Genomic DNA, 13,456 nt, shown 5'->3' on the forward strand with positions numbered 1-13,456 from the left:
TGACGAGCCATGACTGCTCATGAACTGTTGCTCATCGGTGGTGGTGCGGGCGTAGGGAAGACGACCGTCTCATGGGAGGTGTCCGCAGTGCTGCAGGAGACGGGCACTGCGCACTGTCTTGTCGAGGGGGACTACATGGACCAGATTCATCCCGCCCCCGAGGGCGATCCTCACCGCACAGCGATCACCGAACGGAATATTCACCGTCACTCACATCCTGCTCACGGCCGAGGAAGCTACCGTGCGACAGCGGCTCGCCCAGAGGGAAATCGGATCGCAGCTATACGCTCACATCGAGCGAAGCCTGCGGATGGCACGGTATCTGGATGAGGGCGCACCCACGGGCACGGTCCGTATCCCGACGGACGGCCGGCCGGTTCGGGACATCGCCCTACAAGTTCTGCAGGCTGCCGCTTGGTAGAGGCGTGCAGAAGGGTCAGCTGCCTTCCATCCCCGTGGAACGCTCTTTCAGGATCTTGGCCAGCGTGCCCTCGCCGGTTACCTCGACGAGGCCGGCCCGCACCGCCTCCTCCAGGGTCGACTCCCCCCGGCTTACGGCCTCCCAGGTGCCTACGTCCAGTACGAGCCGCGCGTCGGGCTCGCCCGGGGCGGGGCCCTCGCCGTAGACGGGGCCGTCCTCGGCACCCACGTACAGGTGGAAGTCACCTTCGTCCAGGCTGACTTCGACGACTCCGTGCCCCTCGAGCGAGCGCAGCAGGGGCAGGGCGAACCAGTGTGCTCGTACGGCGTCGGTGGGGCGTCGCTCGCCCAGCTCGGCCTGGCCCCACGCGCCCAGGGCCTGCAGGACGGGCAGCAACTGCCGTCCGCGCGGGGTGAGTTCGTAGACGTAGGCGGCGCCCGGCGGTGGCAGCTTGCGGCGGGTGCTCAGGCCGTCCCGTTCCATGTCCTTCAGCCGTGAGGCGAGTACGTCCGTGCTGACGCCCGGCAGGTCGGCGTGCAGGTCCGTGTAGCGGCGCGGGCCGGCGAGCAGCTCCCGGACGATCAGCAGGGTCCAGCGGTCGCCGACGACGTCGAGGGCGCGGGCGGCGGAACAGTACTGGTCGTAGCTTCGGCGAGGTGACATGGCACGCAGTCTAGACATGTCGTTGGACTTTCCAAGCTCACACTTGGTAAAACCAAGCAACCCCAGTTACCGGAGGGACGCATGGAGTTCCGGCAGTCGAACAAGCTCAGCGAGGTCTGTTACGAGATCCGCGGCCCGGTGATCGAGCACGCGAACGCGCTGGAGGAGGCCGGCCACAGCGTGCTGCGCCTCAACACCGGCAACCCGGCGCTGTTCGGCTTCGAAGCGCCGGAGGAGATCCTCCAGGACATGATCCGGATGCTCCCGCAGGCGCACGGATACACCGATTCCCGCGGCATCCTCTCCGCCCGCCGCGCCGTCGCCCAGCGCTACCAGACGCTGGGCCTGAGCGTGGACGTCGACGACGTCTTCCTCGGCAACGGCGTGTCCGAGCTGGTCTCGATGGCCGTACAGGCGCTGGTCGAGGACGGCGACGAGATCCTGATCCCTGCCCCCGACTTCCCGCTCTGGACGGCCGTGACGACCCTCGCGGGCGGCAAGGCGGTCCACTACCTGTGCGACGAGCAGGCGGAGTGGTACCCGGACCTCGCCGACATGGAGTCGAAGATCACCGACCGCACCAAGGCCGTCGTGATCATCAACCCGAACAACCCCACCGGCGCGGTCTACCCCAGGGAGATCGTCGAGGGCATCCTCGACCTGGCCCGGCGCCACGGCCTGATGGTCTTCGCCGACGAGATCTACGACCAGATCCTCTACGACGACGCCGTGCACCACTCGGCCGCCGCGCTCGCCCCCGACCTGGTCGTCCTCACCTTCTGCGGGCTGTCCAAGACCTACCGCGTGGCGGGCTTCCGCTCCGGCTGGCTGGTGGTGACGGGCCCCAAGCAGCACGCCCGCGACTACCTGGAGGGCCTGACCATGCTGGCCTCCATGCGCCTGTGCGCCAACGCGCCCGCCCAGTACGCCATCCAGGCCGCGCTCGGCGGCCGCCAGTCCATCCGCGAACTGACCGCCCCCGGCGGCAGGCTCCGCGAGCAGCGCGACATCGCCTGGGAGAAGCTCAACGAGATCCCCGGCGTGTCCTGCGTGAAGCCGAAGGGCGCCCTCTACGCCTTCCCGCGCATCGACCCCGCGGTCCACAAGATCCACGACGACGAGAAGTTCGTCCTGGACCTGCTGCTGAGGGAGAAGATCCAGGTGGTCCAGGGCACCGGCTTCAACTGGCCGACCCCTGATCACTTCCGCATCCTCACCCTCCCCCACGCGGACGACCTGGAGGCGGCGATCGGCCGGATCGGACGGTTCCTGAGCGGATACCGGCAGTAGCCGGCCCTTCCTCGGCCGCCACCGGGCGCACACTGGAACCAGAAGGCTTCATGCGCCGACCCCGGAGGTAGCCATGAGCACCCTCGAAGAACACGTCGACGTCGCGGTGGCGGTGGACAGGGCCTGGGACAGCCTGCACCGGGTGGAGGACTACGCCCGCTTCATGGCCGGTGTGCGCGACGCCCGTACGGAGGCGGGAGGGCGCGCGCATCTCGACGTCGAGGCGGGCGGCGGGACCCGGGAGGTGGAGGCCGAGGTCTCCGACCGCGCCGGGGAGCGCGTCATGGAATGGCGCACCACGGGCGCCCCCGAACTGAAGGGTTCCTTCTCCCTCCACCCCATCGACCAGGGCCACACCCGGGTCCAGGCCCGCGTCGAGTACGACCCCGACACCGTCCGCGCGACCTTCGGCGGCCCCAGGGGCTTCGCCCAGGCCAACGCGATCGAACGGCTCGTCCGCAGCGATCTGGAGCACTTCAGGGAGTACGCGGAACACGGCCGCTGAGTTGCGCGCCCGAAGGGAGGGTCCCAAGGGAGGGAATGCCCGGCCACCGTCCCCGCTGGCCCTGCTGGCCCTGCTGGCGCGCGGAGGCGACGCTCGACCCGGATTGTGAAGTGGCCTCCTACTGACCGGAGTTCGCCGCCGAGGGCAGGGACCGGCTCATGGACCCGCAGGCTGTGACGGCCGGGTGTCAGTGCCTCGGCGTAGCCTTCCCGGCAGGCAGGGAGGAGCACGCCGTGACGCGACCGCCGACCGCCGCTCAGCGGCGGCTGATCGATGCCGCCGATCCGGTGACCGGGCGGGTGAAGGGGACGCCGGCGCAGTTGGAGGGGCTGGTCAGGCGGGGGCTTGCCTTTCGGCATCCTCGGCCGCCGCACGATCACTTCCTCACGCCCGCCGGGCATCGGGTACGGGACGCGGCGCCGGAACCGGAACCGGAGCCCGCCGGGCGGACAGACGTGTTCGCGGCGCGGGTCGGTGGTGAGGAGGCCGCGCCGGTCGACGCGGCGGCCCGGCTGCGCGAGGTGCGCGGCGCCTGGCAGGGGCTGCTGGAGCTGCGGCGGATGACCAATCCGGACGGGGCCATGGACCGGCCCTGCGGCTGGGAGCGGACGCATCTGGTGCGGGCGGCCGCGCTCGCCCTGGAGGCGGCCGGGCACCGGCCCGCCGGGCCGGAGGGCGAAGGGTACCGCGTGCGGGCGACCCCGCAGCCGGAGGCCGTGGCGGTCGGCGGGCCGGGCGGGGAGTTCCTGCGGGCCTGCGCGGTCACACTGGAGGCGGCGGGGTGGCAGGTGGGCGAGCATCTGGATCACCGGACCGGGCGGGCGTATCTGCTCGCCTCCCCGCGCCGGGCCTGACCGGCATGCCAAGATCGGTGGGTCATACATCGACCGTGATGAGAGGTAGCAGTGAGCGAACCGTTTTCCGTCCGGGTCACCGTCCGCGGGTATGAGACGGACGTCCAGGGCCATCTCAACCAGAGCGTCTACATCAACTATGCGGAGCACGCCCGCTGGTCGCTGCTCCAGGCCGCCGGTGTCAGTCAGGCCAGACTGATCGGCAGTGGTGTCGGACCCGTCGCGCTGGAGACCACCATCCGCTACCAGCGGGAGCTGCTCGCCGGTGACGAGGTGGATGTGACGTGCGTCTTCGAGTGGGGTGAGGGCAAGACTTTCCGCATCCACCAGGTGATCAGCAAGACGGACGGCACCGTCGCGGCCGAGATCACGGCCGTCGGCGGGCTGTTGGATCTGGAGAAGCGGCGGATGGTGGCCCATCCCCAGGGCTACTTCAAGGAACTGGCCACGGATCCCGCGCTGTTCGGGCTGTAGGCCGGCCGGTCAGGCGTCGACCAGCTCCGGGTCGTGCTCGGCGTCGTAGGCGGCGCGGGACTCGGCGATGTAGACCCTGTTGCGCTCGGCCCAGCCGGTCAGGCGTTGCAGGGTCTCGTGCAACTCCTCGGCCACCGGTGTCAGTTCGTACTCCACCTTCGGCGGCACCGTCGGATGCACCGTGCGGGTGATCAGGCCGTCGCGCTCCAGGTTGCGCAGGGTGAGGGTGAGCATGCGGCGGCTGATGCCCTCGATGCCGCGCTCCAACTCGGTGAAGCGGATGGGGCCGTGCGCGGCCGCGACCAGGATCTGCACGCTCCATTTGCCGGAGACCCTGTCAAGAACTTCGCGGACCGGGCACGCGTGCGCGTTCACGACCTGCGAGGTAACACCGGTGTTCCTTCGGGACATCGAACTGCCTCCTTACGCCGCCCTCCATGGTCAACCACGATGAAGCCCGTTACAAGTCGTGCACCTTTGGAGAACGCGGAGGCACCGCCGCCATGACGGCCATCATCGAGTCCCCCACGAGGACACCTCACCGAACGCACCGAACGTACTCCCGTTGGGCGTCGCTCGTCGTCCTGTGCGCGGGGACGCTGATGACGATCCTGGACGGCAACATCGTCACCGTAGCCATGCCCGCCATCCAGAACGACCTCGGTTTCAGCGGGCCGGGGCTGGCCTGGGTCGTCAACGCCTATCTGATCCCGTTCGGCGGGCTGCTGTTGCTGGTGGGCCGGCTCGGTGACCTGGTGGGGCGCAAGCGGATGTTCACGGTGGGCCTCGCGGTGTTCACGGCGGCGTCCGTGCTGTGCGGTGTGGCGAACGACCAGGGCCTGCTGATCGCGGCCCGCGCCGCGCAGGGCGTCGGCGGGGCGATGACCTCGGCGGTGGTCCTGGGCATGCTGGTGTCGCTCTTTCCGGAGCCGCGTGAACAGGCCCGTGCCATCGCGGTGTTCAGCGCGGTCGGCGCGGCGGGCGGTGCGCTCGGCACGTTCCTCGGCGGGGCGCTCACCCAGCTGCTCAACTGGCACTGGATCTTCCTGATCAACCTGCCGATCGGTGTGGTGGCGCTGGTCGCGGCCGTCCGTGTGCTCGCCCCGGACAGCGGCGCCGGGCTCGGCAAGGGCGCGGACTACCCGGGCGCGGCGCTGATCACGAGCGCCCTCATGCTCACGGTGTACGTCATCGTCGGCTCCGCCGGCCGTCCGGCCTCGGCCACCGCCCTCCTCGCCCTGCTCTCCGTCGCCCTGTACGTCACCTTCATCGCCCGGCAGGCGCGGGCCGCCCGCCCTCTCCTGCGGCTGCGGCTGTTCGGCTCGCGGCTGCTCAGCGGCGCCAACGCGGTCCAGGTGCTGATGATCGCGACGATGTACGGCTTCCAGTTCATCGGCGCGCTCTACGTCCAGCGGGTCCTCGGCTACGACGAGCTGACGACCGGCCTGGCCTTCCTGCCCGCCCCGGTGGTGATCGGCACGCTGATGCTGGGCCTGTCGGCGCGGACGGTCGGCCGGTACGGGCCGTACCGGGTGCTGCTCGCCGGGCTGGTCCTGATCAGCGCCGGCATGGCCCTGCTGAGCCGCGCCCCCTCCGACGGCACGTACGTCAGGGACGTCCTGCCGCCCCTGCTCCTGCTGGCCGTCGGCTTCGCCGCGGCGATGCCCGCGCTGACCGGGCTGGCGATGACGGGGGCGCGGGAGGAGGACGCGGGTCTGGCGTCCGGGCTGTTCAACACCACACAGGTGGTGGGCGGTTCGCTCGGTCTCGCGGTGCTGTCGACCCTGGCGGCGAGCCGCACCGACGAACTCGTCGGCCGTGGCACCGAGCTGCTCCCGGCCACGGCCGAGGGCCACCGACTCGCCTTCCGGATCGCCTCGCTGATCGCCCTGGGAGCGCTGGTGCTGGCAGCGGGCGTGCTGCGGAGGAAGGCGGACTGAGCCGGTACCGCACGGCGGTGCGGGTGGGCCTCGCCGGTCCCGCCCGCACCGCCGCGTCACGTCATGTCATGCCTGATCGAAAACCGCCCGGTGTGCCCGCGCCCACTCCCGGTAGCTGCGCGCCGGACGGCCGAGCACCTTCGCCACGTCGTCCGTGACGACCGCGTTGCCGCCCCGGCGCACATAGGCGGTGGCCGTCAGGAACCCGTCGGCGGCGCCGGGTGGTGCCGCTCGGCGACCTGCCGGCCGTGACGGCCCGCCAACTGGGCCGCGAGCTGTGGCAGATGGGCTCGGCGGAGCTGGTGACCCACCTGGCGCACCGGCTCCCCGACCGGCCGGCGGCCGCCCCGGACCGCTCGCGCGCCGCACTGCTGAGGGCCGGTGTCGCCGCGCTGTCGGTCCGGTCGGGCCGCCTTCCCGTCCAGGTGCGGGATGTGGCACGCGACCTCGCGGTCAGTGAGCGCCAACTGCGCTACCTGTTCGCCGAGGGCGTCGGTCTCTGGCCCAAGCACTACGCCCGCATCGACCGCGTACGAGCGGTCCTCGCGCACGCCACCCGCCTCTCCTGGGCCGAGCTGGCCGCAGTGACCGGCTACTACGACCAGTCCCACATGACATCCGATTTCCGCACCCTGATGGGCGTACCACCCCGCTCCTTCTTCACCGGCCGTCGCCCCGACGCCCAGCCCTGCCGGCCGTTCACCCACCGCTGACGTACGACGGCTCCCGGGCTGCTGACGGCGACCTCTTTTCGCAGACCTCTTTTCCGGGGGTAACGGTGACCGTTCCGGAGCGCGCGCACGTACGCGCGCCCCGGAGACGGCCGCCATGGACCCCGATGGGATCCACGGTCACCGGCCGGGAGCCGTCCCTCCCGGCCGGAGTCCTGCGGGCGGCTCAGCCCTCGGCGGAGATCTGCGCCAGCCGCCGCGCCTCCTCGCGCGTGGCGCGCGCGATCGCGTCCTCGTCGGCCGTCAGCAGCCGCCCGTCCTCGACGATCTGACGGCCATTCACGAAGGACGCGGTGACCGGTGCCGCCGCGCCGAAGACCAGCGCGGTCACCGGGTCGGCGATGGACGCGTGGGCGAGGGTGTCCAGCTTCCACAGCACCAGGTCGGCGAGCTTGCCCGGCTCCAGGGAGCCGATCTCGGTGGCGCGGCCCAGCACCTGGGCGCCGCCGTACGTGCCGAGGCGCAGTGCCTGACGGGCGTTCAGCGCGGCCTCGCGGTGCGCGCCGAGGCGGTTGATGAGCAGGGCGTTGCGCAGCTCGGTGTGCAGTTCGCCGGACTCGTTGGACGCGGTGCCGTCGACGCCGAGGCCGACCGGGACGCCGGCCGCGAGCATGTCGGGGACGCGGGCGATGCCGGCCGCGAGGCGGGCGTTGGAGGAGGGGCAGTGGGCGACGCCGGTCTTCGTGCGGGCGAAGGCGGCGATGTCGGAGTCGTTCATGTGGACGCAGTGCGCCATCCACACGTCCTCGCCGAGCCAGCCGGTGGACTCGAAGTAGTCGGTGGGGCCCATGCCGAACAGCTCGTGGCAGAACTTCTCCTCCTCGACCGTCTCCGAGCCGTGGGTGTGCAGCCGCACCCCGAGGCGACGCGCCAACTCGGCGCCCTCTCGGAGGAGTTCGGTGGAGACGGAGAAGGGCGAGCAGGGCGCGACGGCGACCTGGGTCATGGCGTCGAAGGAGGCGTCGTGGTGCTGCTTGACGGTCTCCTCGGTGGCGGCCAGGGCGCCTTCGAGGGTCTCGACGGCGAAGTCCGGGGGCAGGCCGCCGTCCTTGACGCTGCGGTCCATGGAGCCGCGGGCCAGGGTGAAGCGGACGCCCATGTCGCGGGCGGCGCGGATGATCGCGCCGGACAGGTCGCCGGAGCCCCGCGGGAAGACGTAGTGGTGGTCCATGGCGGTGGTGACGCCGCCGCGGGCCATCATCGCCAGCGAGCCCTGGGCGGCCGCGCGGACCATCGGCTCGTCGATGCGCGCCCAGGTCGGGTAGAGCGCGACGAGCCAGTTGAAGAGGTTGTGGTCGGTGGCCAGGCCCCGGGTGATCCACTGGTAGAAGTGGTGGTGGGTGTTGATCAGGCCGGGGGTGACGAGGTGCCCGGTGGCGTCGATGCGGCGTACGACGTTCTCCAGGCCCTCGGGGGCCTTGCCCGCGCCGAGCGACTCGATGCGGTTGTCCGCGATGACGATGTGACCGGTGGCGTACTCGGTGTCGTTCGCGTCCACCGTCGCGACCGCAGCGTTCTCGATGACGATGCGCTGGGCTGCTGCCATGATTCGTCCCTTTTCAAGGAGATGTGCTGGGTGGAGAGGGCACGGCAGGACCCTGGGGGATTTGAGTGCCGCGGCCGGTGGGGATCCCTCCGGCCGCGGGTGCCGAGATTCAGGTGTGGCCTACAGGTTGGTCATGTCGACCGGGATGAGCTGCTCGGCGCCGTCCCGCAGGATGGTGGCCTCGATCAGGCCGTAGGGGCGGTCGGCGGCGTAGTAGACGGCGCCGTCCTTGGCCTCGTTGTCGATCCCGAAGGGCGACAGGTCCGAGCGGAAGTGGTGCTTGTTGGGCATCGAGAAGCGGATCTCGTCGACCTCGTCGCGGGAGTTCAGCACCCGTACGCCCATCTCGAAGAGGGTCTGCTGGAGCGAGTACGAGTAGGTTTCGGCGAACGCCTGCAGCGCGTGCTCGCGCACCCCGTCGTAGGAGCGGTCCCAGTCGGGGGCGTGCGAGTCGACGCCGTCCCAGTTGTGCCGCCACCAGGTGGAGACGGTGGTGGCGAGGATGCGGTCGTAGTCCTCCTGGAGGGTGGTGTACTTGTCCTTCAGGAAGCCCCAGAACTCGGAGTTGGTCGAGTTCATGACGGTCAGGTCCTTGAAGCCGGAGAGCACCTGGATGCCGTGGCCGTCGTAGGTGATCTGCGCGACGCGGGTTTCCTGGCCCTTGCGGACGAAGGAGTGGGCGATCTGGTCCGCGCCGTCGAGGCGGGCGCCGTCCCGCGAGGTCTCGATCCGCTCCCAGGCGTACTCCTCGACGCGGATGCGGGCCCGGTGGATGGGCTCGTTGTCGTCGACGAAGTGGCGGGCGAGCTTGATGCCGAAGTCCTCGGCGCTCTGGATGCCGTGCTCCTTCGCGAAGGCGTACACCGTGTTCTTGGTGGTGTCGGTCGGCAGGACGTTGGCGTTGGCACCGCTGCGGTGGACCTCCTCCATGTCGCCGGAGAGGGCGACGGAGACGTTGAGGTCCTTGATGTGGTGGGTGTCGCCGTCACGCGTGATCTTGACGACGCGGTTCTCTGCCTTGCCGTACTGGTTCTGTCCCAGGACGAAACGGGTCATGTGTCGGTCAGCTCCCTCGGTAAACGGAGTAGCCGAACGGGTTGAGCAGCAGCGGAACGTGGTAGTGCTCGCCGGGCACCACCGCGAAGGCGATGGTGACCTCGGGGAAGAACACCGGCCGGCCGTTCTCGCTGTCCCGAAGCGCGGGGGCGTCCTGCTGGGCCGCGGCTTGCTTGTGGGTGAAGTACGTCTCGGTGTCGAAGCGGAGTCGTACGTGGGTGGTTCCTTCCGGCAGGGCCGGCAGGTCCTTGCACCGCCCGTCCGCGTCGGTCGCGGAGCCGCCGAGCGCCTGCCAGTCCGCGCCCCGGCCGCCACGGGCGGAGAGCTGGACGGCGACGCCCTCGGCGGGGCGGCCGAGGCTGGTGTCCAGGACGTGGGTGGACACGGATGCGGTGGTGCTGGTGCTCATGGGGTCAGGCTTCCTCTTCGACGAGCCGTGCCAAACGGATCCGGTTGATCTTGCCCAGCTCGGTGCGGACGATCTCCCGCTCCTGCTCCGGCGCGTTCCCGATCCGCTCCTTGACCGCGTCCCGCATCTGCTCGGCGCTTCTGCCGGTGGCGCAGATGAGGAAGACATGGCCGAACCGCTCCTGATACGCCAGGTTCAGTTCGAGCATCTCCGCCTTGAGCTCCTCGGAGGCGTCGGCCATGCCGCGCTGTTCGCGGGCGGAGGTCGGGTCGCCGGGCTTGGGGCGGCCGATCGGCGGGTGCCCGGCCATCGCCTCCTGAAGGTCCGCCGTGGACAGTTCGGCCATGGCGGCGTCGCTCGTGGCGTAGAGGGCGTCAGCGGTGGCGTAGGGGCGGGCGGCGAGCAGCCGGTTCGCCCATGCGGTGGAGGCACACGCCTCGTGGAGGGCGGCGAAGGCCGCGGACTCCTCCAGGTCGTTGAAGCGGGCCAGGCCCGGGGGCGTGGAAGTCGAAGTCACGGGTGCCTCCGTGGCCGTCTCGGCCTTCGTGCTGAACGGGCTGCGGTCAGCTAACGCCCCAGCGCGACCTTCCGTCAACACTTTGTTGAAAATTCGGGGTAACAAACCCCGGGCACTCAGCCCTCTTTCTCCCGGTTGAGGTAGTTGTAGACCGTGAAGCGGCTGACGCCGAGGGCGCTCGCCACGGTCTCCACGCCATGCCGCACGGTGAAGGCGCCGCGCGCCTCCAGTATCCGTACGACCTCCTGCTTGGACTTGCGGTCGAGATCGGCGAGGGGCTTGCCCTTCCGGCGCTCCATGGCGGCCAGGATGTGGTCCAGGGAGTCCGCGAGCTGCGGCAGGCGTACGGCGACGACATCGGCGCCCTCCCAGGAGAGCACCACGTCCTCGGGGCCGGCCTCGTCCGGCGGGAGCATCATCCCGCCCATGGCGTCGACCAGCGGTTTCACCGCCGTGATGAAGGGCTCGTCGCCGGTGCCGGTCACGCGTCCTCCTCGATGACGTTGACCTGCAGCGACACCCGGGTGGCGCCGGCCTCCAGGGTCTTGCGCAGCAACGCGTCCACGGCGGTCAGGACGGCGTCGGCACCCCCCTCGGCGGTGTTGCCGAACGGGCCGACGTCCACCGCGTCCAGCTCGGCCGCCTCGACGACCTCACGGGCCACCAGCGCGTGCGCGGGCGCCTCGTCCAGGTCGAAGGGCTCGGTCGTGAACTCCACTCTCAATCGCACGTGCTCAACCTAACTCGACATCTCTGCGACGGAATCTCCACGGAGGAATCTCTGCGACGGAATCTCCGCGACGGACCCGGGTCCTGTCGCCGTAGAGCAGACGAGGAGACCACACAGGGAGGGGCTGCGCAGGTGGCAGGGCACCAAGCGATCAGAGGGGCGAGGGGTACGGCGGCCGCGGTGGCCGCGATGGCGGCGCTGACCGCGTCGCAGGCGCCCGCGGCGATGCCGGCGCGGGCGGCCGCCGCCGAGCAGGTCCGGCAGGCGTCCGCCGAGCAGGGGCCGAGCGTGTCCGGCGACAGCCCGTACCGCACGGAGTTGCCGCCGCTGGGCCTGGAGGGGACGGCACCGGTGGCACGCGGGGCGCTGCCGGAGACCGTGTTCGCCGCCTACCGGCGCGCCGAGGAGGAGCTGGCGCGGACCGCGCCCGGCTGCGGACTGCGCTGGCAGTTGCTGGCCGCGATCGGGCAGGTGGAGTCGGGGCAGGCGCGGGGCGGCCGGGTGACGGCGGACGGTACGGCGGTGCCGTCGATCCTCGGGCCCCGGCTGACCGGCGGGCCCTACGCGGTCATCCGGGACACGGACGGCGGCGCGTACGACGGTGACACGGAGTACGACCGGGCGGTCGGCCCGATGCAGTTCATCCCGTCGACCTGGGCCCGTTGGGGCACGGACGGCAACGGCGACGGGCGGACCGACCCGGACAACATCTTCGACGCGGCGCTCGCCGCCGGCCGCTATCTGTGCGCGGGCGGCCGCAACCTCGCCGACCCGGCCGACCTGGACCGGGCGATCCTCGGCTACAACCAGTCATCCGCCTATCTGCGCACGGTGCGGGCCTGGTACACGTACTTCCTGGAGGGGCACCTGGTGGTGCCGGACCGCGGCGCCGGGTCGGACCTGCCCGCTGAGCGGCCGTCGCCCTCCCGGCCAGAGTCCCCGAAACCGTCCCCGAAGCCGACGGGCCCGCGCCCGGGCGCCTCCTCGTCCCCCACACCGTCCGCCACCTCCTCTCCTACGACGGCCCCCGCGCCCGAGGAGAACGACGAGCCGCCGCTCCCCTTCCCGTCGCCGCCCGTGGAGCTGCCTCTGCCCTCCGCCGGGCAGCTGACCGGCAACGGAGCGAACACGATCGGAGCCGCCCCCTCCACAACCGCCGCTACCGGGCGGTAATGTCGCCACCCGCCGGAAGCACAGGACCGGTGGGTGAGCGCGAAGGGGCACTCATGGCGACGGACACCTCGGCCGGCTTCTCCGCCGGCTTCTCCGCCGAGGCGGACCACGACCGCTGGCAGCGCATGTGGAGCCACCGCGAGCAACTGCTCAAGGTGGCCCGGCGGCGGTCGATGACCTTGGAGGACGCCGAGGACGCCGTGCACGAGGCGATGCTGCGCGCCGCCGAGCGCCCGGACCTCGACGACGAGCGGCTCGGCGCCTGGCTGACGACCGTGACCATGCGGCTGTGCGTCGACCGGTACCGGCAGGTCAACCGCGAGGCCGAGGTGCACACCAGCCCGACCCTCGTCGCCCCCGGTCCGGTGCCCGTCGAGGAGGCGGTGTGCGACCGGGCAGAGGCGAAGTGGCTGGCGGTGCGCAGTGGGGAGCTGCCCGCACGGCAGGCCGAGGCGCTGCGGCTGAAGTCGCAGGACCTCGACGTCGGCCAGGTCGCCGTCCGGATGGGGCTGAGCTACCGGACCGTCGAGTCGCTGCTGGCCCGGGCCCGGCGGACACTGCGGCAGTCCCTGGCGGCCACGCTGGGCTTCGCGCTGTTCCTCATCGGGTGGGGGCGTCCCCGCGGGGCCGGCAGGACGCAGGCGGTGGCGGTGGCCTCGGCGACGGCGACCCTGGCGGTGGCGGGCTTCGTACTGCCCCACGCGCTCGACGCGGGCGGCGGCGGTGGCGCCGGCACGGGCGTCGGCGGTACGGCGTCGCAGCCGACTGCCGGCTCCCCGAGCACCGAGGCACCACGCCCGGAGCCCGAGCCGAAGAACTCGCCGGCCCCGGCCCCCACCGCCTCGGTCGGATCCGTCGCCTCACCCCCGACCAGCACACTGCTGCCGCTGTCCGTGCCGGAGCTGCCGGACGTGCCGGAGGTCCTGGTGTCCCCGCTGCCCCTGCCGGCCACACCGGAGGTGCCGGAGCTTTCGGGTGTCCCCGACGTACCGGAGCTACCGGTCGAGGCCACCGCACCGCCGGTCACCCCCGTGGCCTCGGTTGCCCCCTCCGTCCCCACGCCGACCTCCCTGCCGTAGAGCGCCCGCGTAACCCGCTCGAAAAAAAATCCGCCACTTCGGCGACGGACGCCCGTCCCCTCCCCGTA

16 protein-coding genes and 1 pseudogene are annotated in these 13,456 nt (G+C 71.2%); 9 read left to right on the top strand and 8 right to left on the bottom strand.

Features of this window, described 5'->3' with window-relative positions:
* Positions 1–9: 9 nt before the first annotated feature.
* A pseudogene (locus ACH5AC_RS13075) lies at positions 10–421 on the top strand (hypothetical protein).
* Between the two features lie 15 nt (positions 422–436).
* On the opposite strand, the gene ACH5AC_RS13080 reads toward ACH5AC_RS13075, so the two are convergent.
* Positions 437–1,084, bottom strand: coding sequence for a winged helix-turn-helix transcriptional regulator (locus tag ACH5AC_RS13080; RefSeq protein ID WP_398861823.1), 648 nt, complete (start codon positions 1,082–1,084; stop codon positions 437–439).
* A gap of 81 nt (positions 1,085–1,165) precedes the next feature.
* Between ACH5AC_RS13080 and ACH5AC_RS13085 the strand changes: the two genes are divergently transcribed.
* The 4 genes from ACH5AC_RS13085 to ACH5AC_RS13100 all read left to right on the top strand — a co-directional run bounded on the left by ACH5AC_RS13085 (position 1,166) and on the right by ACH5AC_RS13100 (position 4,207).
* Positions 1,166–2,374 (top strand): pyridoxal phosphate-dependent aminotransferase, encoded by a 1,209-nt coding sequence (locus tag ACH5AC_RS13085; protein ID WP_398861824.1) that lies wholly within the window; start codon positions 1,166–1,168, stop codon positions 2,372–2,374.
* Between the two features lie 73 nt (positions 2,375–2,447).
* A complete protein-coding gene (locus ACH5AC_RS13090; RefSeq protein ID WP_398861825.1) occupies positions 2,448–2,879 on the top strand; it encodes an SRPBCC family protein in 432 nt (143 codons plus the stop codon).
* A 233-nt stretch (positions 2,880–3,112) separates the two neighbouring features.
* Complete coding sequence (locus ACH5AC_RS13095; RefSeq protein WP_398861826.1) at positions 3,113–3,733, top strand: hypothetical protein; 621 nt, start codon at positions 3,113–3,115, stop codon at positions 3,731–3,733.
* Between the two features lie 51 nt (positions 3,734–3,784).
* Complete coding sequence (locus tag ACH5AC_RS13100; RefSeq protein WP_398861827.1) at positions 3,785–4,207, top strand: acyl-CoA thioesterase; 423 nt, start codon at positions 3,785–3,787, stop codon at positions 4,205–4,207.
* Between the two features lie 9 nt (positions 4,208–4,216).
* On the opposite strand, the gene ACH5AC_RS13105 is transcribed toward ACH5AC_RS13100, so the two are convergent.
* Positions 4,217–4,618: a winged helix-turn-helix transcriptional regulator gene (locus ACH5AC_RS13105; RefSeq protein ID WP_398861828.1), complete on the bottom strand. Its 402-nt coding sequence runs from the start codon at positions 4,616–4,618 to the stop codon at positions 4,217–4,219.
* Between the two features lie 92 nt (positions 4,619–4,710).
* Between ACH5AC_RS13105 and ACH5AC_RS13110 the strand changes: the two genes are divergently transcribed.
* Positions 4,711–6,147: an MFS transporter gene (locus ACH5AC_RS13110; protein WP_398861829.1), complete on the top strand. Its 1,437-nt coding sequence runs from the start codon at positions 4,711–4,713 to the stop codon at positions 6,145–6,147.
* 224 nt (positions 6,148–6,371) lie between these two features.
* Positions 6,372–6,860: a helix-turn-helix domain-containing protein gene (locus tag ACH5AC_RS13115; RefSeq protein ID WP_398861830.1), complete on the top strand. Its 489-nt coding sequence runs from the start codon at positions 6,372–6,374 to the stop codon at positions 6,858–6,860.
* Between the two features lie 184 nt (positions 6,861–7,044).
* On the opposite strand, the gene ACH5AC_RS13120 is transcribed toward ACH5AC_RS13115, so the two are convergent.
* From ACH5AC_RS13120 to ACH5AC_RS13145, 6 genes are all read right to left on the bottom strand, one after another.
* The gene (locus ACH5AC_RS13120; protein WP_398861831.1) at positions 7,045–8,424 is read right to left on the bottom strand and encodes an 8-oxoguanine deaminase; all 1,380 of its coding nucleotides are present in this window, start codon (positions 8,422–8,424) and stop codon (positions 7,045–7,047) included.
* Between the two features lie 120 nt (positions 8,425–8,544).
* Positions 8,545–9,480 carry a factor-independent urate hydroxylase gene (pucL, locus tag ACH5AC_RS13125; protein ID WP_398861832.1) on the bottom strand — a complete coding sequence of 312 codons (936 nt, stop codon included), beginning with the start codon at positions 9,478–9,480 and terminating at the stop codon, positions 8,545–8,547.
* A 7-nt stretch (positions 9,481–9,487) separates the two neighbouring features.
* Positions 9,488–9,889, bottom strand: coding sequence for a hydroxyisourate hydrolase (gene uraH, locus ACH5AC_RS13130; RefSeq protein ID WP_398861833.1), 402 nt, complete (start codon positions 9,887–9,889; stop codon positions 9,488–9,490).
* A gap of 4 nt (positions 9,890–9,893) precedes the next feature.
* Positions 9,894–10,406 carry a 2-oxo-4-hydroxy-4-carboxy-5-ureidoimidazoline decarboxylase gene (gene uraD / locus ACH5AC_RS13135; protein ID WP_398861834.1) on the bottom strand — a complete coding sequence of 171 codons (513 nt, stop codon included), beginning with the start codon at positions 10,404–10,406 and terminating at the stop codon, positions 9,894–9,896.
* A gap of 116 nt (positions 10,407–10,522) precedes the next feature.
* The gene (locus ACH5AC_RS13140; protein ID WP_398861835.1) at positions 10,523–10,891 is read right to left on the bottom strand and encodes a helix-turn-helix domain-containing protein; all 369 of its coding nucleotides are present in this window, start codon (positions 10,889–10,891) and stop codon (positions 10,523–10,525) included.
* Positions 10,888–11,136, bottom strand: coding sequence for a hypothetical protein (locus ACH5AC_RS13145; protein ID WP_398861836.1), 249 nt, complete (start codon positions 11,134–11,136; stop codon positions 10,888–10,890). Before ACH5AC_RS13145 ends, ACH5AC_RS13140 begins: the two co-directional genes overlap by 4 nt.
* A 189-nt stretch (positions 11,137–11,325) precedes the next feature.
* Between ACH5AC_RS13145 and ACH5AC_RS13150 the strand changes: the two genes are divergently transcribed.
* Together ACH5AC_RS13150 and ACH5AC_RS13155 are read left to right on the top strand one after the other, a co-directional pair.
* Positions 11,326–12,309, top strand: coding sequence for a lytic transglycosylase domain-containing protein (locus ACH5AC_RS13150; protein ID WP_398862206.1), 984 nt, complete (start codon positions 11,326–11,328; stop codon positions 12,307–12,309).
* Between the two features lie 53 nt (positions 12,310–12,362).
* On the top strand, positions 12,363–13,388 hold the full coding sequence (locus ACH5AC_RS13155; RefSeq protein ID WP_398861837.1) for a sigma-70 family RNA polymerase sigma factor: 1,026 nt from the start codon (positions 12,363–12,365) through the stop codon (positions 13,386–13,388).
* Positions 13,389–13,456: the final 68 nt, after the last annotated feature.

The sequence above is a fragment of the Streptomyces sp. NPDC018693 genome, from assembly GCF_044391385.1.
Lineage (GTDB): Bacteria > Actinomycetota > Actinomycetes > Streptomycetales > Streptomycetaceae > Streptomyces.